This window comes from Streptomyces sp. ADI96-02, from assembly GCF_003846185.1.
Lineage (GTDB): Bacteria > Actinomycetota > Actinomycetes > Streptomycetales > Streptomycetaceae > Streptomyces.
In genome coordinates this window covers 4,242,646-4,260,411 of sequence record NZ_ML123034.1, presented here as the reverse complement: position 1 = coordinate 4,260,411, position 17,766 = coordinate 4,242,646, and the positions used below count along the sequence as shown (strand labels likewise).

Below are 17,766 nucleotides of genomic sequence, written 5' to 3'. Positions count from 1 at the left end.
CGTACTCGGCGGCGATGGATTCGAGGGCGGTGCCGGTCAGGGCGTCGGGATCGGTGATCTCCAGCACCATCTCCACGCGAAGCCGAACAAAACTGGATGTCTCCTGTGTGCTCATGTGCCGGAGCGTAAGGCTCGGGGAGGCCCGACTTTCCTCCGACCCGCTGCTTTGCTTAGCATCGCCCCACGGGGCTAACTCACGGTTGTCGCAAGGGGATCGAATCTGTGTCCGTCGCTCGTCGCACACTGCTGACCGCCACCGCCGCAGGCACGCTGCTGGCCGCTCTCTGGTTCGTCCCGTCGGCCAACGCGACCGTCGAGAACGGTCCGCGGGGCGCCGCTCCGGCCGGGCGGGCCGACTCCGGAGCGCAGGAGCCGCGCCAGACGGCCGCCGTCGGGGACGGGGCGTCCGACGTGAGGCTCGCCGACACGGGTGCGGGCTTCGACACCACCCCGTACCTGATCGGCGGCACGGCCCTGCTCGGCGTCGGCGCCGGCTTCGTCACCTACGCGGTACGGCGTTCCGGGCCGCGTACGGCGTTCTGAGCGCCCCGCGCGGTCCGGGGGCCGGGTTGCCGCACCCCCCGGTGCGGCAACCCGGCCCCCGGGCGTGTGGCGGCCCGGCTCAGGCCAGCGGGCCGGTGACCGGCTCCACGGCCGCGACCAGGCTCCCCGCCCGTACGAACGCCTCGGCGGCGGCCAGGTCCGGGGCGAGGTAGCGGTCCGGGCCGGGGCCCTGGGCGCCGGCGGCCCGCAGCGCCGCCACGGCGGCCTGCGAGGCGGCGGCCGGGACCAGGCCCTCGGCGGCCCGCAGCTCGACGGCGCGGGTCGCCGCGTACAGTTCGACGGCGACGATCCGCGCCAGGTTGTCCACGGCGGTGCGGAGCTTGCGCGCGGCCGACCAGCCCATGGAGACGTGGTCCTCCTGCATCGCGGAGGACGGGATGGAGTCGGCGGAGGCGGGCACGGCGAGCCGCTTCATCTCGCTGACCAGCGCGGCCTGGGTGTACTGGGCGATCATCAGGCCGGAGTCGACGCCGGCGTCGTCGGCGAGGAACGGCGGCAGGCCGTGGGAGCGGTTCTTGTCGAGCAGCCGGTCGGTGCGGCGCTCGCAGATCGAGCCGAGGTCGGCGGCGACGATCGCGAGGAAGTCCAGGACGTACGCGACGGGCGCGCCGTGGAAGTTGCCGTTGGACTCCACCCGGCCGTCGGGGAGGACCACCGGATTGTCGACGCTGGAGGCCAGTTCGCGTCCGGCGACGACGGCCGCGTAGTCCAGTGTGTCGCGCCCCGCGCCGTTGACCTGGGGGGCGCAGCGCACCGAGTACGCGTCCTGGACCCGTGGCGCGTCGTCCTGGTGATGGCCCGTCAGGCCCGAACCGGCCAGCATGCGGAGCATGTTGTCCGCGCTGACGCCCTGGCCGGGGTGCGGGCGGATGGCGTGCAGTTCGGGGGCGAGGACCTTGTCCGTGCCGAGGAGCGCCTCCAGCGAGAGGGCGGCGGTGATGTCGGCCGAGGTGTAGAGGTTCCTGAGGTCGGCGAGGGCCATGACCAGCATGCCGAGCATGCCGTCGGTGCCGTTGAGGAGGGCGAGGCCCTCCTTCTCGCGCAGTTCGACGGGGGTGATGCCGTGGGCGGCGAGGAGTTCGCCGGCCGGGCGCACCTCGCCGTCGGGCCCCTCCGCGTCGCCCTCGCCCATCAGCGTCAGGGCGCAGTGCGAGAGCGGGGCCAGATCGCCCGAGCAGCCGAGCGAGCCGTACTCGTGGACGACGGGCGTGATGCCGGCGTTGAGGAGGTCGGCCATGGTCTGCGCGACCTCGGGGCGTACGCCGGTGTGGCCGGAGGCGACCGTCTTGAGGCGGAGGAACATCAGCGCGCGCACGACCTCGCGCTCGACCCGGGGGCCCATGCCCGCGGCGTGCGAGCGGACGATGTTGCGCTGGAGCCGGGCGCGCAGGTCCGGGCTGATGTGGCGGCCGGCGAGGGCGCCGAAGCCGGTGGAGACGCCGTAGACCGGCTCCGGCTTGGCCGCCAGCGCGTCCACGATGAGGCGGGCCGCGGCCAGGGCGTCCACGGCGGCGGTGGAGAGCTCGACCCGGGCGCCGTGGCGGGCCACGGCGACGACGTCCTCGGCGGTGGTCCCGGACGTCCCCACCACGACAGTGTGCATATCCATATTCAGCAGCGTACGGATTGAATCTGCGGCTGTCACTAAGGGGTGACGGGGCACTCCCTGGGACGGGGCACTCCCTGGGACGGGACGCCCCCATGAGGTGACGCGTGAGGTGAGACGCGCCGGTCCTCCGCCTCGGCGCGGCGGCGGAGGACCGGTCGAGGACTGCCTCAGGAGGAGGCGGCCGGGGTCTGCTTCATCCAGGGCCTGTCCGACCGTTCCCGTCGTCGCCCGCAGGGCGGCCGCGCGGCGTCAGGGGCGTGCTCTCGGCGTGCCGGCCCCAGGCCCTCGTACTGGACGCACTTGGGTCGCGGTCCTGGACAGCGGCGGATCAGCTTCGCGGGCGCGTAGCTCTCCGAGCTCTCCGAGAGGGGCGCGCCCCGCTCAGGGCCGGTTGCCGCGGAGCCTGCGGCGGTCGTGCGCGGACTTCGGCGGCGAGTCGGCCAGCCGGATGACCTCGCCGTCCCGCCCGGCCACCACGGGCCGCCGCGAGCCCGCCGCCTTGGCCCGGTACTGCGCCGCGTCCGCCAGCCGGAACAGGCGGCGGGCCGTGCGCACCGGGCCGATCGGATCGCCGGTCGACGCGACGCCGCAGGCGACGCCGTTGCCGAGTTCGAGCACGGCCGCCCGGTCGCACAGCTCGGTGGCGACGCCCACCACGTCGTCGGCCGAGGGGCCGATGGCCAGCAGGCAGAACTCGTCCCCGCCGAGCCGGGCGGCCAGGGCCTCCGGCAGCCGCGCCCCGCAGAGCGAGAGGATCGAGCCGAAACGTTCCAGCAGCCGGTCGCCGACGGCGTGGCCGTGGGTGTCGTTGACCGCCTTGAGGCCGTTGAGATCGCAGACGACGAGGCTCACGACGGCGTCCTCGGCCCGGTGCAGCTCCACCGCCTCGTCGAGCCGGAGGTCGACGGCCCGGCGGTTGGCCAGTCCGGTGAGCGGATCGGTGAAGGCGAGCTTGCGGACCTCCTCCAGCCGCTCGGTCTGGGCGATCCCGGACGCCACGACGGCGGCCAGGACCGTCGCGAAGTCCGCGTCGTCCCGGTCGAAGACCGGCTGCCCGGCGGGCCGCGCCACGTACAGCTCGCCCCAGGCCCGCCCGTGCAGCACGATCGGGGCGACCAGGCAGCAGCCCCGGCCGCGCCTGCGGAGCGCCGCGACGCGCTGGGGGCAGTACGGGCGGGGGCCGCGCCCGGGACCGTCCGCGCCAGAGGGCCCGTCGGCGGTCTCCACCCAGGCGTCCGGCTCCCCTCCGCCGGCCCAGCGCTCGTGCAGGAACTCGGTGATCTCCGGGAACTGGTGGACCGGGTAGGTCTCCTCCTCGGGGAACTCCTCCTCGCCCTCGGCGCGCTGCCCCGCGTTCACCAGCACGCGCAGCCGGCCCCGGTCCCGCTCCCAGACCGACAGCGCGGCGAAGCCGCCGCCCAGCGCCTCGCACGCGCCCAGCGCCGCGGCCCGCCACGATTCGCGCGGCGTGCAGGCCGCGGCCATGGTCTGCGCCAGCGCGACCACGGCCCGCAGCCGCGCATCATCACCACCCATTGATCCAGCTTATGTAGATACGTTCACCTTTGATCAGTCTGCGGCACGAACGGTTCCGGTGCGCCCCGGGCCGGGCGGCGCTCCGTGCCCGCCCGGCCCGCGTCCCGACGCCCCGCCCGCCGGACCCGCGACCCGACGCCTCACTCACCCGGCCACTGGGGGCGGCGCTTCTCGTTGAACGCCGCCACGCCCTCCGCCCGGTCCCCCGAGAAGGCCACCGACCGCCAGGCCGCGTCCTCCACCTCCAGGCCCGCCCGCAGGTCCAGCCCGTGGCCGAGCCGCAGCGCCCGCTTGGCGGCCCGCAGCCCGACCGGCGAGTTGGCGGCGATCCGCCCGCCCAGCGCCAGCGCCTCCTCCCGGTCCCGGCCCGCCTCGACCAGCTCGTCGACCAGGCCCAGCTCCCGCGCCTCGGCGGCCTCCACCCGGCGGGCGCTGAACACCAGCTCGGCGGCGCGCGCCGCGCCCACCCGGCGCGGCAGCAGCTGCGTGCCGCCGCCGCCGGGGATGACGCCGACGGACACCTCGGGCAGGCCGACCACGGCGGTGGCGTCGGCGACGATCAGGTCGCAGGAGAGGGCCAGTTCGAAGCCGCCGCCGAGGGCGAAGCCGTGCACGGCGGCGATGGTCGGCATCGGCAGCTCCAGGACGCCGGTGTAGGCGGCGCGGGCGGTGGGCCGCTGGCGTACCAGCTCGGCGTCGGTGAAGGAGTTGCGCTCCTTGAGGTCCGCGCCCACGCAGAAGGCCCGCTCATGGCTGGAGGTCAGGACGGTGACCCTGACGTCCCGGTCCGCGCCCAGCGCCTCGCAGGCGGCCCCGATGGAGCGGGCCATGGCCGTGGAGACGGCGTTCATGGCCTTCGGGCGGTCGAGGACCAGCTCGGCGACGTGCTCGTGCTCCTCGTGACGCCGTACGGCGACGAACTCCCCGAACCGCTGCTCGGACGTGACGGTCATGAATGCACCCCTGTCGGTCGACGACGCCGGTTAACGAGCGTTACGCACAGCCTAGGGGGGCGTCACCGCGGCACGTCGCCCGCCCGGGGCGAGGAGGAGCCGGAGGGCGGCGGGCCTCAGGAACCGGGCTTGCCGCGCCGGGCCAGCAGCCACGGCTCCACGACGCCGAGCCCGCGCACCGGACGCTGCCACATCGGCTGGAGTCCGAAGCGGTACGCGGGCGCCGGCGGCTCGTCGGCGGCGGCGCGGCCCTCCTTCTCGGCGAGCCGGGCCCGCTCGGCGGCGGCAGCGGCCTCCTCGGCAGCCTGCGCCTCGGAGACCGGGGCGTCGCCGGTCCGGGTCAGCTCCTCGGCGAACGCCCCGTCCACCAGCACGGCGTCCTTCGGCGCTATCGAGGTGAGCCGGCTGGCGAGGTTCACCGTGGTGCCGAAGACATCGCCCATGCGGGTGGTGACGGTGCCGAAGGCGATGCCGACGCGCAGCGCGGGCATCGCCTCGTCCTGGGACATCGCCTCGATCAGCCGGAGCGCTATCTCGGCCGCCGTGCCCGCGTCGTCGGCGGCGAACAGCACCTCGTCGCCGAGGGTCTTGATCAGCCGCCCGCCGTGCGCGGCGACCAGGTCGGCGGCGGTCGTCTCGAAGGACTCGACCAGCTCGCCCAGCTCCTCCTCCTCCAGCCGCCGGGTCAGCCGGGTGAAGCCGACCAGGTCCGCGAAGCCGACGGCGAGCCGCCGGTCGACCATCTCCTCGTCGTCCGCCGCCTGCACGACCCGGCCGGTCGCGGCGGCGAGCTGGCGGCGCCACACGTAGACCAGGAACTCCTGGAGCTCCGGCAGCAGCAGCTCGACCAGCGGATAGGTGACCTCGGTGCGGGTCATGCCCGGCTCGGGCGGTTCGGTCAGGCCCTCCAGGAAGGAGTCGATCTGCCACTCCGCCAGCCGGGCGGTAGTCTGCCCGGTGGAACGGGCCACCTGGATGGCCATCGGCTCGCTGAGCAGCCCGGCCTCGACGAGACCGGCGAGCCGGCGCAGTGCCAGTACGTCCGCCTCGGTGAGCGCCTTGGCCTGGCCGATGTCGGCGAAGCCCATGGCCCGCCAGAAGCGGGAGGCCAGGTCCATGGAGACCCCGGCGGTGCGGGCCGCCTGGAACGGCGTGTAGCGGCGGTCCGCGCCGAGGATGAGCGCTTCCAGCCGGATCGCGAGCGGATCGTCGGTCGGTTCGACCGTGTGGTCGACCTCGTGATGCGGCGTGGCATGGACCGAGGACTCCGGCCGGGGCTCCTCGCCCGCGCCGGACGTCGTGTCGCCGACGGTCACCAGCCGCCTCCTGCCCGTTCCCTGCGCACTTCCCTGCCGATCTGTCGCTGGATCGCCTCAACGATACGGCAGATGTGCCCTAGCTCACGTCCTTGGCCGAGCCGCACGGGTGCGTCGCGCGTGACAACCGGCGCCGAAGCGCACTCGGCGTCGCGGGCGCGGGCCCGACCGGGCCCTCGGCGGGCCCCGGCCACCGCCCTCCGCGGGCCGCGACGCTCAGGTCAGGCCGCCCTCCGCGCCGCGCAGGTGCACGATGTCGCCCGCCGACACCGGCTGCTGGAGGCCGTCGGCGGTGGAGAGCACCAGCCGCCCGTCCCCGTCGATCGCCACGGCCTCGCCGATCAGGGCCTTTCCGCCCGGCAGCTCGGCCCGCACGCTCCGGTCCAGGGTCGCGCAGCCCGCCGCGTACGCCGCCTGGAGGCCGCAGCCCGCCGCGTCCCCGTCCGCCGCCCGCCACTGCCCGTACCAGTGCTCCAGCGAGCGCAGGACGGCCCGCAGCAGCGTCTCCCGGTCGGTCGAGACGGCTCCGGCGAGGCCCAGCGAACCGGCGGCCGGGGTCGGCAGCTCGTCCGCGCGCAGGGTCGCGTTGACGCCGATGCCGACGACGACGCCGTCACCGGCCCGCTCGGCGAGGATGCCGCCCGCCTTGCGCTCCTCGCCGGGCCCGCCGGCCGCTCCGGCGACGGTGACCAGCAGGTCGTTGGGCCATTTCAGCGCCATGTCGACCCCGGCGGACTTCGCCAGACCGGTCGCCGCGGCGACACCGGCCAGCAGCGGGAGCCAGCCCCACCGCTCCATCGGCACGCCGGAGGGCTCCAAATACACCGAGAGGAACAGCCCGGAGCGCGGCGGCGCGGTCCAGGTGCGCTCCAGCCGTCCGCGCCCGGCGGTCTGCTCCTCGGCCACCAGCACCGCGCCCTCGGCGAGCGCGCCCGCCCGGCCCGCCAGGTCGGAGTTGGTCGATCCGGTGGACTCCACCACCTCCAGCGAGGTCCACAACGCGCCCGGCCGCAGCAGCCCGCGGCGCAGCGCGGTGACGTTCAGGGGCGGCCGGCCGAGGTCCGACCAGCGGTTGTGTGGCGCATCCGGTGATGTCATGCAAGCCACCCTAGGTGTGGCAAAGGACGCACTGCCGAACCGAAGGCGCGCCGATACGCTACGAGTCAGTAGTCAGAGCCGGACGGACAACTGGTCGACCCCCGTGACCGCCGCCAGTCGTCGTCCTCCGTGACCAGGCAGGGAGCCGCCCCCCGATGTCCGAGCCGCAGAGCGACATCCACACCACCGCGGGCAAGCTCGCGGACCTGAGGCGCCGCATTGACGAAGCGACGCACGCGGGCTCGGCCCGCGCCGTCGAGAAGCAGCACGCCAAGGGCAAGCTGACGGCCCGTGAGCGGGTCGATCTGCTTCTGGACGAGGGCTCCTTCGTGGAGCTCGACGAGTTCGCCCGGCACCGTTCCACCAATTTCGGCATCGAGAAGAACCGCCCGTACGGGGACGGAGTCGTCACCGGTTACGGCACGGTCGACGGCCGTCCGGTCTGCGTGTACTCACAGGACTTCACCATCTTCGGCGGTTCGCTCGGCGAGGTCTACGGCGAGAAGATCGTCAAGGTGATGGACTTCGCGCTGAAGACCGGCTGCCCGGTGATCGGCATCAACGACGGCGGCGGCGCGCGCATCCAGGAGGGCGTGGCGGCGCTCGGCCTGTTCGCCGAGATCTTCCGCCGCAACGTGCACGCCTCCGGGGTGATCCCGCAGATCTCGCTGATCGTCGGCCCGTGCGCCGGCGGCGCGGTCTACTCCCCGGCCATCACCGACTTCACGGTCATGGTCGACCAGACCTCGCACATGTTCATCACCGGGCCCGACGTCATCAAGACCGTCACCGGCGAGGACGTCGGCTTCGAGGAGCTGGGCGGGGCCCGCACGCACAACACCACGTCCGGGGTGGCCCACCACCTGGCGGGCGACGAGAAGGACGCCGTCGAGTACGTCAAGTCGCTGCTCTCCTACCTCCCGTCGAACAACCTCTCCGAGGCGCCCGCCTTCCCGGAGGAGGCGGACCTCGCGACGACGGACGAGGACCGCGAGCTGGACACGCTCATCCCGGACTCGGCGAACCAGCCGTACGACATGCACACCGCGATCGAGCACGTGCTGGACGACGGTGAGTTCCTGGAGACCCAGGCCCTGTTCGCGCCGAACATCATCACCGGCTTCGGCCGGGTCGAGGGCCACCCGGTGGGCGTGGTCGCCAACCAGCCGATGCAGTTCGCCGGCTGTCTGGACATCAACGCCAGTGAGAAGGCGGCCCGGTTCGTCCGCACCTGCGACGCGTTCAACGTGCCGGTCCTCACCTTCGTGGACGTGCCGGGCTTCCTGCCGGGCGTGGACCAGGAGTACGGCGGCATCATCCGGCGCGGCGCGAAGCTGATCTACGCGTACGCGGAGGCGACCGTGCCGCTGATCACCGTCATCACGCGCAAGGCGTTCGGCGGCGCGTACGACGTGATGGGCTCCAAGCACCTGGGCGCGGACCTCAACGTCGCCTGGCCGACCGCCCAGATCGCCGTCATGGGCGCGCAGGGCGCGGTGAACATCCTGCACCGGCGCACGATCGCGGCGGCCGAGGACCCGGAGGCGACCCGCGCCGAGCTGATGGCGGACTACGAGGACGCCCTGCTCAACCCGTACGTGGCGGCCGAGCGCGGTTACGTGGACGCGGTCATCATGCCGTCCGAGACCCGGGCGCACGTGGTCAAGGGCCTGCGCCAGCTCCGTACCAAGCGGGAGGCGCTGCCGCCGAAGAAGCACGGCAACATCCCCCTCTAGCCCGCGGAACACGTCCCCCGCAGAAAGGGTCTGGCCATGATCAAGGTCGTACGGGGCAACCCGACCCCGGAGGAACTGGCCGCCGCGCTGGCGGTGGTCCGGGCGCGTGCCGCGGCGGCGGCAGCGGTGTCCTCCGGCGCGCCCGCCGAGCCGGAGCAGTGGTCCGATCCGCGGCGCATCGCCCGCAGCAGCCGCCCGCAGCCGGGGCCGCGAGCCTGGGCCCGGACGTACTGGCCGGGCTGAACCGCACCGCCCGCGCCCGCGCGGCCGTTCCGGAAGGGAGCGGTCCGCACGGGCGCGGGCGGTTGAGTACCCGTACTCAGGCGCGGCGGCGGGAGGCGCAGCAGGATCGGGGACATGCTGTGGTCAGACCCGGAGAACAAGCCGCCGAAGGAACTGCGCGACGCCCAGGACATGATGCGGCGCGCCGGTCTGCTGCTCGCGCTCGCCATGGTGGTCGCGATGTTCGTCCTGGGCCTCCGCTGAGACGACGGGCCCGCCCCCGCCGCGTCCCGGGTCCGCCGGTACGGGCACGGGCGTCCGCCGCGCCCTTCTACGATGGCCGGTATGACTGATCAGCGCCGCCTCGTGCTCGCCTCCGCCTCCCCCGCCCGCCTCGGCCTGCTGCGTCAGGCCGGGTTCGCCCCCGAGGTGATCGTCAGCGGGGTCGACGAGGACGCCCTGTCCGCTCCGACGCCCGGCGAGCTGGCGCTCGTGCTGGCCCGCGCCAAGGCGGCGGCGGTGGCGGGCCGTCCCGAGGCGTCCGGCGCCCTGGTGATCGGCTGCGACTCGGTCCTGGAGCTGGACGGCGAGGCGCTCGGCAAGCCCGCCGACGCCGAGGAGGCGACCGCCCGCTGGAAGGCGATGCGCGGCCGGTCCGGTGTGCTGCGGACCGGGCACAGCGTGATCGACACCGCGACCGGCCGGACCGCGTCGGCCACCGCGTCCACCGTCGTCCGTTTCGGCGAGCCGACCGACGCGGAGGTCGCCGCCTACGTCGCCACCGGCGAACCGCTCCATGTGGCCGGGGCGTTCACGCTGGACGGCCGCTCGGCCCCGTTCGTCGAGTCCATCGAGGGCGACCACGGCAACGTCATCGGGCTCTCGCTGCCGCTGCTGCGCCGACTGCTCGGCGATCTGGACATCGCGGTGACGGAGCTGTGGGTCTGAGCCCGGGCGTCACGGGTCGCGGCCTTACGGATCACGGCGTCCGGGCCCCCGGCGGCGGGCTCAGGCCGCGGCCGGGGCGGGTACCTCGCCCACGCGGTCGCCGGCCCGGGGCTCTGGTCCGTACGCCAGCAGGGTGAGGACCAGCAGGGCGAGCACGGCCATCATGACGGCGAACGCCTCCCAGCCCAGCAGGCCCACGGTCACCGCGCCGAGCACGCCGTGCGCCACCGCGCAGCCGATCAGCGCGATGCGCCCGGCCCGCCCCGGCGAACGGTCCCGTACGCCGGCCAGCAGGCTGATCAGCCCGCAGCCGACGAGCAGCACCGCCGAGACGCCGCCCATCACCCAGGTCCCGGTGGACATGGCGCGCGGATCGAGGCCGGCGAGCGACATGTTCTGGTTCTCGGCGATCGTGGCGAGGACGGCGTTGACGACGAAGATGCCGGCCGCCTCGCCGATCAGTACGAGCCCGGTCACGACCGCCACCGGTCTGCGCATCACGGCCCCACCCCCTGTTACCTGTAGTTACGTGCGTTAGCGCGGACCCTACTCATGGGTAAACCGGTGGACAAGGGGTCGGGCACGCTCGTACGCCCGGTAAGGAGTTCCCCGCCCGTTCGTAGGGAGCCCACAAAGAAACATCGCGAGGCGTTGACCTTCAGGACAGAGACCTGGACCACACCGCATGGTTACTGTGCGGTGGGGGACCCCGGCGTACCGTGGTCCCACAAGGGATTTCACTACTGGGGCAAGCCTCGGATCACACTCCGTGTGGGCAAGCTCACCAATGGGGACGGGTCGTACGGCCGTGTCGGTAGTCCCTAAACTCAGCTTGTTCCAAGGAGGGAGTCATCGTGCGCAAGGTGCTCATCGCCAACCGTGGCGAAATCGCTGTCCGCGTTGCTCGGGCATGCCGGGACGCGGGGATCGCGAGCGTGGCGGTCTACGCCGATCCGGACCGGGACGCACTGCACGTCCGGGCCGCCGACGAGGCGTTCGCCCTGGGCGGTGACACCCCGGCCGCCAGCTATCTGGACATGGCCAAGGTGCTGCGCGCCGCGGCCGACTCCGGGGCGGACGCGATCCACCCCGGCTACGGATTCCTGTCGGAGAACGCGGAGTTCGCCCAGGCCGTCCTGGACGCCGGGCTGACCTGGATCGGCCCGCCGCCGCAGGCCATCCGCGACCTCGGGGACAAGGTCGCCGCCCGACACATCGCCCAGCGCGCCGGCGCTCCTCTGGTGGCCGGCACCCCCGACCCGGTCTCCGGCTCCGACGAGGTCGTCGCGTTCGCCGAGCAGAACGGGCTGCCGATCGCCATCAAGGCCGCCTTCGGCGGCGGCGGACGCGGGCTGAAGGTGGCCCGCACGCTGGAGGAGATCCCGGAGCTGTACGACTCCGCCGTGCGCGAGGCCGTCGCCGCCTTCGGCCGCGGCGAGTGCTTCGTCGAGCGCTACCTCGACAAGCCCCGCCACGTGGAGACCCAGTGCCTGGCCGACACCCACGGCAACGTCGTCGTCGTCTCCACCCGTGACTGCTCGCTCCAGCGCCGCCACCAGAAGCTCGTCGAGGAGGCCCCGGCCCCCTTCCTGACGCAGGCGCAGAACGACGAGCTGTACGCGGCGTCCAAGGCGATCCTCAAGGAGGCCGGCTACGTCGGCGCGGGCACGGTCGAGTTCCTCGTCGGCCTGGACGGCACGATCTCCTTCCTGGAGGTCAACACCCGCCTCCAGGTCGAGCACCCCGTCACCGAAGAGGTCACGGGCATCGACCTGGTCCGCGAGATGTTCCGGATCGCCGACGGCGAGGAGCTGGGCTACGGCGACCCCGCCCTGCGCGGTCACTCCTTCGAGTTCCGGATCAACGGCGAGGACCCCGGCCGCGGCTTCCTGCCCGCCCCCGGCACGGTCACCCTGTTCGCACCGCCGACCGGTCCGGGCGTCCGCCTCGACGCGGGCGTCGAGTCCGGCAGCGTGATCGGCCCCGCCTGGGACTCGCTGCTCGCCAAGCTCGTCGTGACCGGCGCGACCCGCGAGCAGGCGCTCCAGCGCGCCGCCCGCGCGCTCGCCGAGTTCACCGTCGAGGGCATGGCCACCGCGATCCCGTTCCACCGGGCCGTGGTCGCCGACCCCGCCTTCACCTCCGACCCGTTCACCGTCCACACCCGCTGGATCGAGACGGAGTTCGTCAACGAGATCAAGCCGTTCGCCGCGCCCGCCGCCGCGGACGAGGACGACGAGGCCGGCCGGGAGACCGTGGTCGTCGAGGTCGGCGGCAAGCGCCTGGAGGTCTCGCTGCCCTCCTCGCTCGGCATGTCGCTGGCCCGCACCGGCCTCGCCGCGGGCGCGAAGCCGAAGCGCCGCGCGGCCAAGAAGGCCGGTTCCGCGGCCTCCGGCGACAGCCTCGCCTCGCCCATGCAGGGCACGATCGTCAAGGTCGCCGTCGAGGAGGGCCAGGAGGTCGAGGAGGGCGACCTCGTCGTCGTCCTGGAGGCCATGAAGATGGAGCAGCCGCTCAACGCCCACCGCTCCGGCACCGTGAAGGGGCTCACCGCCGCGGTCGGCGGCTCCGTCTCCTCCGGCGCGCTGATCTGCGAGATCAAGGACTGACCGCTCCACCCGTGGCGAAGGGGCCCGGTCCGCGTCCGACGACGCGGACCGGGCCCCTTCGTCGGCAGTGGCATCCTGGACCCGAGGACCGAGGGAGGGCGGGAGCCATGGCAGGGGCGATCCCGATGGAGACGAGCGCGGGGCGGCCGCCGCACCGGCCCATGCGCGCGGACGCGCGGCGCAACCACGCCCGGCTGCTCGACGCGGCCCGCGCGTCCTTCGCCGAACACGGCACCGACGCCTCGCTGGAGGACATCGCCCGGCAGGCGGGCGTGGGCATCGGCACGCTCTACCGGCACTTCCCCAACCGCCACGCCCTGATGAACGCGGTCTTCCAGGACGCCCTGCGATCCCTCCTGGACCGCTCCCGCGAACTGGCCGCGGCGGACCGGCCCTGCGCTGCGCTGATGGAGTGGCTGGGCGCGATCGTCACGCACGCGGGCGCGTACCAGGGCCTGTCCCGCGCCCTCATGTCGGCCTCGCGGGACGCGACGTCGGCGCTGGCCCCGTGCCACCTGCCGCTGCGGGAGGCGGGCGCGGGGCTGCTGCGGCGGGCGCAGGAGAGCGGGGCGGTACGGGCGGACGTCTCGATCGACGACCTGCTCCAGCTCACGAACGCGATCGCCCTGGCCGCCGAGCAGTCCCCGCACGACCCCGAACTGGCGGACCGGCTGCTGCGGTTGACGCTGCGCGGCCTGACCTAAGGGCTGTCCCGCAATCCCTGGCGGGCGCGCGGCCCGGCCGCCATGCCGCCGTACCGCGCCGCCTCCCCGCCCGGCCCCGCCCCGGCTCAGCGGCGGCGGAGGTCCGCCACCCGGGCGCGCTCGCCCGACCCCTGGTCGCCGAGGGCCGGGGTGCTGCGCAACTGCGGCCCCAGGCCGCCGTTCTGCGTACGCCGCTGGCCCGGCAGCGGCATCTCCCGGCGGGGCTGACGCCCCGTGGGCGCGCTTTCCCCGCCGGCCGCGTCCGCCTGGGGACCGGCCACCGTGATCTCCACGCCCTGGTCCGCCAGCGCCTGGAGCTCGGCGGCGGCCCGTTCGTCGTGGAGCGGCGGCTCGTCCGTCACGAGCCGGGTGATGAGCTCGGTCGGCACCGTCTGGAACATGGTGTCCGAGCCGAGCTTCGTGTGGTCCGCCAGGACGACCACCTCCGCGGCGGCCTGCACGAGCGCCCGGTCGACGCTGGCCGAGAGCATGTTGGAGGTGGACAGGCCGCGTTCGGCCGTGAGGCCGCTCCCGGACAGGAAGGCGCGCGACACCCGCAGCCCCTGGAGGGACTGTTCGGCGCCACTGCCCACCAGCGCGTAGTTGCTGCCGCGCAGGGTGCCGCCGGTCATGACGACCTCGACCCGGTTGGCGTGGGCCAACGCCTGGGCGACGAGCAGCGAGTTGGTGACCACCGTGAGCCCGGGGACCCGCGCGAGCCGGCGGGCCAGCTCCTGCGTGGTCGTCCCCGCGCCGACGACGATGGCCTCGCCCTCGCCGACGAGACCGGCGGCCAGATCGGCGATGGCGGTCTTCTCCGCGGTGGAGAGATGGGATTTCTGCGGGAAACCGGACTCCCGCGTGAAACCGCCCGGCAAGACCGCACCGCCGTGGCGGCGGTCGAGGAGTCCTTCTGCCTCCAGCGCCCGCACGTCCCGCCGTACGGTCACTTCGGAGGTCTGGACGACGCGGGCGAGCTCACGGAGCGATACCGCCCCGTTGGCGCGCACCATTTCGAGGATCAACTGACGACGTTCTGCAGCGAACACGGAACTGACAGTAACCTGCCCGGCGGTGCGTTTTCCGCAGTTTGCGCCGAATAACAGAAGTTGTACATCGACGGGGCCTCCTAGTGGTATAGGAGGCCCCGTCGTCGTTCAGCACCGGTCGCGAAGCGATCGGACCCTCGCCCCGAACCGGGGGTAAGCCGCCGGGAGCGGCCGTACGCGGGCGGTTCAGCCCTCGTCGGTGAGCTTGCGGGTGTGCAGTTGCCGGGCCACTTCGGCGATCGATCCGGACAGGGACGGGTACACCGTGAACGTGTTGGCGATCTGTTCCACCGTCAGGTTGTTGTCCACCGCGATCGAGATCGGATGAATCAGCTCGCTGGCGCGCGGGGCGACGACGCAGCCGCCGACCACGATGCCGGTGCCCGGACGGCAGAAGATCTTGACGAATCCGTCGCGGATGCCCTGCATCTTGGCGCGCGGGTTGCGCAGCAGCGGCAGCTTCACCACCCTGGCGTCGATCCTGCCCGCGTCGACGTCGGCCTGGGTGTAGCCGACGGTCGCGATCTCCGGGTCCGTGAAGACGTTGGAGGAGACGGTCTTGAGGTCCAGCGGGGCGACCGCGTCGCCGAGGAAGTGGTACATCGCGATCCGGCCCTGCATCGCGGCGACCGAGGCGAGCGCGAAGACGCCGGTCACGTCGCCGGCCGCGTAGACGCCGGGCGCGCTGGTGCGCGAGACCCGGTCGGTCCTGATGTGGCCGGAGTCCTTGAGTCGCACCCCGGCCCCCTCCAGGCCCATGCTCGCGGTGTTGGCGATCGCGCCGACCGCCATGAGGCAGTGCGAGCCGGTGATGACCCGGCCGTCGGCCAGGGTCACCTCGACGCGGTCGCCGACCCGCTTGGCGGACTGGGCGCGGGAGCGCGCCATGACGTTCATGCCGCGGCGGCGGAAGACGTCCTCCAGGACGGCCGCGGCGTCCGGGTCCTCGCCGGGCAGCACCCGGTCCCGGGAGGAGACCAGCGTGACGCGCGAGCCGAGCGCCTGGTAGGCCCCGGCGAACTCGGCGCCGGTCACGCCCGATCCGACGACGATGAGCTCCTCGGGGAGTTCGTCGAGGTCGTAGACCTGGGTCCAGTTCAGGATGCGCTCGCCGTCCGGCTGCGCGTCCGGGATCTCGCGCGGGTGGCCGCCGGTCGCTATCAGCACGGCGTCCGCGGTCAGCCGCTCCTCGGTGCCGTCGGCCGCGGTGACCACGACCTGGCGCGAGCCGTCGGCGGCCTGGAGCCCGTCGAGGCGCCCCCGGCCGCGCATGACGCGCGCGCCGGCCCGGGTGACGGAGGCGGTGATGTCGTGCGACTGGGCCAGCGCGAGGCGCTTGACGCGCCGGTTGACCTTGCCGAGGTCGACGCCGACGACCCGCGCCGCCTGCTCCACGTGCGGCGTGTCGTCGGCGACGATGATGCCCAGCTCCTCGTAGGAGGAGTCGAACGTGGTCATCACCTCGGCCGTGGCGATCAGGGTCTTGGAGGGTACGCAGTCGGTGAGCACCGAGGCCCCGCCGAGGCCGTCGCAGTCGACGACGGTCACCTCCGCGCCGAGCTGGGCGCCGACCAGAGCCGCCTCGTATCCGCCGGGGCCGCCGCCGATGATCACGATCCGGGTCACGAAAAGTCCGCCTCGCGTGGTTGTCATCCCACGGCCGTCTGCCGCCCCGGCCGGGGGTCCGGGGGATCGCCCCGGGGGGAATGCAGTACGTACTCCATTGTCCCGCACGCGCCAAGGTGCTTCGCCCCGGGGCCCGGGTACGGGGCGCGGCGGGGCCGCCCCATACGGGAACGGACCGCCCCGCGCTCCCCCGACCGGGGGCTTCGTCACAGGAACCGGCACTCCCGCGCCCGCCTCCCGTACCCTCGACCCCATGTCGCTCTACGCCGCGTACGCCGGCAACCTCGACGCGCGGCTGATGACCCGCCGCGCCCCGCATTCACCGATGCGCAGCACCGGCTGGCTCAACGGCTGGCGGCTGACCTTCGGCGGGGAGCAGATGGGCTGGGAGGGCGCGCTGGCCACGGTGGTGGAGGCGCCGCGCTCGCAGGTCTTCGTCGCGCTGTACGACCTGGCGCCGATGGACGAGGACTCGATGGACCGCTGGGAGGGCGTCGGCCTCGACATCTACCGGCGGATGCGGGTCCGCGTGCACACCCTGGAGGGCGAGGAGCCTGCCTGGATGTACGTGCTGAACGGCTACGAGGGCGGGCTGCCCTCCGCGCGCTACCTCGGCGAGATCGCGGACGCCGCCGAATCCGCCGGCGCACCCCACGACTACGTGATGGAGATGCGCAAGCGCCCCTGCTGAACCGCGCCCTTCGTGCGAAGGTACGAAGCGGCCCGGCCGGTCTCTGCGCCTGGCCATCTACGCGCGTAGGCAATCAGCGGTTACGCTCATCCGCGTGAACGCATCTGTTATTCCGGACAACATCCAGGGCGACCCGCGGGAAGCCGCCGCCGAGGCCGCCGCCCGCCTGCGCGAGCTGACCGGCGCCGAGACCCATGACGTCGCTCTGGTCATGGGCTCCGGCTGGGCGCCCGCGGGCGAAGCACTCGGCGTACCGGAGGCCGAGTTCCCCGTGACCGAGCTGCCGGGCTTCCCGGCGCCCGCGGTCGAGGGCCACGGGGGCACGATCCGCTCGTACAAGATCGGCGGCAAGCGCGCCCTGGTCTTCCTGGGCCGCACGCACTACTACGAGGGCCGCGGCGTCGCCGCCGTCGCCCACGGAGTCCGTACGGCCGTGGCGGCGGGCTGCGGGACGGTCATCCTGACGAACGGCTGCGGCGGTCTGCGCGAGGGCATGCGCCCGGGACAGCCGGTGCTCATCAGCGACCACATCAACCTCACCGCGGCCTCCCCGATCATCGGCGCGAACTTCGTCGACCTGACCGACCTCTACTCGCCGCGGCTGCGCGCGCTGTGCAAGGAGATCGACGACACCCTCGAAGAGGGCGTGTACGTCCAGTTCCCCGGCCCGCACTACGAGACCCCGGCCGAGATCAACATGGTCCGCGTGCTGGGCGGCGACCTGGTGGGCATGTCCACCGTGCTGGAGGCCATCGCGGCCCGTGAGGCGGGCGCGGAGGTGCTCGGCCTCTCCCTGGTCACCAACCTGGCGGCGGGCCTCTCCGGCGAGCCCCTGAACCACGAAGAGGTCCTCCAGGCCGGCCGCGACTCGGCGACCCGCATGGGCGCGCTGCTGGCCCGGGTCCTCGACCGCATCTGACCCGCCCGACGCCGAGGGACGGGGCCGCGTCCAGCCCGACGGACGCTTGAGGCCCGGGGCCGAGCCCCGGCTTCCGGCCCCACCCCGGCCGGTCCGACGTTTGAGGACCAGCCCCACCTCAGCCCGTCCGGCGCTTGAGGACCGGGGCCCGGGGCAGAGCCCCGGTTTCGGGAAGGGGCGGGGGGG

Annotated in this window: 17 protein-coding genes; 9 read left to right on the top strand and 8 right to left on the bottom strand. The window is 73.6% G+C overall.

Annotation, left to right across the window (positions count from 1 at the left end; all coding sequences use genetic code 11):
* Window positions 1-222 precede the first annotated feature (222 nt).
* Window positions 223-543, top strand: coding sequence for a hypothetical protein (locus EES43_RS18905; RefSeq protein ID WP_124269792.1), 321 nt, complete (start codon window positions 223-225; stop codon window positions 541-543).
* A 79-nt stretch (window positions 544-622) separates the two neighbouring features.
* Here EES43_RS18905 and hutH read toward each other — a convergent pair whose 3' ends face one another.
* The 5 genes from hutH to EES43_RS18880 form a co-directional block, all read right to left on the bottom strand.
* Entirely contained in the window at window positions 623-2,173 is a 1,551-nt protein-coding gene (hutH, locus tag EES43_RS18900; RefSeq protein ID WP_124269791.1) for a histidine ammonia-lyase, read from the bottom strand.
* Window positions 2,174-2,554: 381 nt separating this feature from the next.
* Entirely contained in the window at window positions 2,555-3,709 is a 1,155-nt protein-coding gene (locus tag EES43_RS18895; RefSeq protein WP_124269790.1) for a GGDEF domain-containing protein, read from the bottom strand.
* Window positions 3,710-3,849: 140 nt separating this feature from the next.
* Window positions 3,850-4,662 (bottom strand): enoyl-CoA hydratase/isomerase family protein, encoded by an 813-nt coding sequence (locus EES43_RS18890; protein WP_124269789.1) that lies wholly within the window; start codon window positions 4,660-4,662, stop codon window positions 3,850-3,852.
* 116 nt (window positions 4,663-4,778) lie between these two features.
* Window positions 4,779-5,978 (bottom strand): adenylate/guanylate cyclase domain-containing protein, encoded by a 1,200-nt coding sequence (locus tag EES43_RS18885; protein WP_124269788.1) that lies wholly within the window; start codon window positions 5,976-5,978, stop codon window positions 4,779-4,781.
* Window positions 5,979-6,194: 216 nt separating this feature from the next.
* On the bottom strand, window positions 6,195-7,076 hold the full coding sequence (locus tag EES43_RS18880) for a biotin--[acetyl-CoA-carboxylase] ligase (RefSeq protein WP_124269787.1): 882 nt from the start codon (window positions 7,074-7,076) through the stop codon (window positions 6,195-6,197).
* 155 nt (window positions 7,077-7,231) lie between these two features.
* On the opposite strand from EES43_RS18880, the gene EES43_RS18875 reads away from it, so the two are divergent.
* The 4 genes from EES43_RS18875 to EES43_RS18865 all read left to right on the top strand — a co-directional run bounded on the left by EES43_RS18875 (window position 7,232) and on the right by EES43_RS18865 (window position 9,982).
* Complete coding sequence (locus EES43_RS18875; protein WP_124269786.1) at window positions 7,232-8,812, top strand: acyl-CoA carboxylase subunit beta; 1,581 nt, start codon at window positions 7,232-7,234, stop codon at window positions 8,810-8,812.
* A 36-nt stretch (window positions 8,813-8,848) separates the two neighbouring features.
* The gene (locus EES43_RS18870) at window positions 8,849-9,055 is read left to right on the top strand and encodes an acyl-CoA carboxylase epsilon subunit (RefSeq protein ID WP_124269785.1); all 207 of its coding nucleotides are present in this window, start codon (window positions 8,849-8,851) and stop codon (window positions 9,053-9,055) included.
* Between the two features lie 114 nt (window positions 9,056-9,169).
* Window positions 9,170-9,298: a morphogenic membrane protein MmpB gene (locus EES43_RS31740; protein WP_277426076.1), complete on the top strand. Its 129-nt coding sequence runs from the start codon at window positions 9,170-9,172 to the stop codon at window positions 9,296-9,298.
* Between the two features lie 72 nt (window positions 9,299-9,370).
* Window positions 9,371-9,982 carry a Maf family protein gene (locus EES43_RS18865; RefSeq protein ID WP_124269784.1) on the top strand — a complete coding sequence of 204 codons (612 nt, stop codon included), beginning with the start codon at window positions 9,371-9,373 and terminating at the stop codon, window positions 9,980-9,982.
* Between the two features lie 60 nt (window positions 9,983-10,042).
* Here the strand turns inward: EES43_RS18865 and EES43_RS18860 are convergent, their stop codons facing one another.
* Window positions 10,043-10,480, bottom strand: coding sequence for a hypothetical protein (locus tag EES43_RS18860; RefSeq protein ID WP_124272058.1), 438 nt, complete (start codon window positions 10,478-10,480; stop codon window positions 10,043-10,045).
* Between the two features lie 356 nt (window positions 10,481-10,836).
* On the opposite strand from EES43_RS18860, the gene EES43_RS18855 reads away from it, so the two are divergent.
* Window positions 10,837-12,591: an acetyl/propionyl/methylcrotonyl-CoA carboxylase subunit alpha gene (locus tag EES43_RS18855; protein WP_124269783.1), complete on the top strand. Its 1,755-nt coding sequence runs from the start codon at window positions 10,837-10,839 to the stop codon at window positions 12,589-12,591.
* 107 nt (window positions 12,592-12,698) lie between these two features.
* Complete coding sequence (locus EES43_RS18850) at window positions 12,699-13,295, top strand: TetR/AcrR family transcriptional regulator (protein WP_124269782.1); 597 nt, start codon at window positions 12,699-12,701, stop codon at window positions 13,293-13,295.
* An 86-nt stretch (window positions 13,296-13,381) separates the two neighbouring features.
* On the opposite strand, the gene EES43_RS18845 is transcribed toward EES43_RS18850, so the two are convergent.
* Together EES43_RS18845 and EES43_RS18840 are read right to left on the bottom strand one after the other, a co-directional pair.
* The gene (locus tag EES43_RS18845) at window positions 13,382-14,344 is read right to left on the bottom strand and encodes a DeoR/GlpR family DNA-binding transcription regulator (RefSeq protein WP_124269781.1); all 963 of its coding nucleotides are present in this window, start codon (window positions 14,342-14,344) and stop codon (window positions 13,382-13,384) included.
* Between the two features lie 186 nt (window positions 14,345-14,530).
* Entirely contained in the window at window positions 14,531-15,970 is a 1,440-nt protein-coding gene (locus tag EES43_RS18840) for an NAD(P)H-quinone dehydrogenase (protein WP_124269780.1), read from the bottom strand.
* 253 nt (window positions 15,971-16,223) lie between these two features.
* On the opposite strand from EES43_RS18840, the gene EES43_RS18835 reads away from it, so the two are divergent.
* Together EES43_RS18835 and EES43_RS18830 are read left to right on the top strand one after the other, a co-directional pair.
* Window positions 16,224-16,661, top strand: a complete 438-nt coding sequence (locus tag EES43_RS18835; RefSeq protein WP_124269779.1) for a gamma-glutamylcyclotransferase — start codon at window positions 16,224-16,226, stop codon at window positions 16,659-16,661.
* A gap of 94 nt (window positions 16,662-16,755) precedes the next feature.
* On the top strand, window positions 16,756-17,580 hold the full coding sequence (locus tag EES43_RS18830) for a purine-nucleoside phosphorylase (protein WP_124269778.1): 825 nt from the start codon (window positions 16,756-16,758) through the stop codon (window positions 17,578-17,580).
* Window positions 17,581-17,766: the final 186 nt, after the last annotated feature.

Coding starts and splice junctions, on each gene's coding strand:
- hutH (WP_124269791.1), bottom strand. CDS start 2,173: ATGGATATGCACACTGTCGTGGTGGGGACGTCCGGGACCACCGCCGAG.
- EES43_RS18895 (WP_124269790.1), bottom strand. CDS start 3,709: ATGGGTGGTGATGATGCGCGGCTGCGGGCCGTGGTCGCGCTGGCGCAG.
- EES43_RS18890 (WP_124269789.1), bottom strand. CDS start 4,662: ATGACCGTCACGTCCGAGCAGCGGTTCGGGGAGTTCGTCGCCGTACGG.
- EES43_RS18880 (WP_124269787.1), bottom strand. CDS start 7,076: ATGACATCACCGGATGCGCCACACAACCGCTGGTCGGACCTCGGCCGG.
- EES43_RS18875 (WP_124269786.1), top strand. CDS start 7,232: ATGTCCGAGCCGCAGAGCGACATCCACACCACCGCGGGCAAGCTCGCG.
- EES43_RS18870 (WP_124269785.1), top strand. CDS start 8,849: ATGATCAAGGTCGTACGGGGCAACCCGACCCCGGAGGAACTGGCCGCC.
- EES43_RS31740 (WP_277426076.1), top strand. CDS start 9,170: ATGCTGTGGTCAGACCCGGAGAACAAGCCGCCGAAGGAACTGCGCGAC.
- EES43_RS18865 (WP_124269784.1), top strand. CDS start 9,371: ATGGCCGGTATGACTGATCAGCGCCGCCTCGTGCTCGCCTCCGCCTCC.
- EES43_RS18860 (WP_124272058.1), bottom strand. CDS start 10,480: ATGCGCAGACCGGTGGCGGTCGTGACCGGGCTCGTACTGATCGGCGAG.
- EES43_RS18850 (WP_124269782.1), top strand. CDS start 12,699: ATGGCAGGGGCGATCCCGATGGAGACGAGCGCGGGGCGGCCGCCGCAC.
- EES43_RS18835 (WP_124269779.1), top strand. CDS start 16,224: ATGTCGCTCTACGCCGCGTACGCCGGCAACCTCGACGCGCGGCTGATG.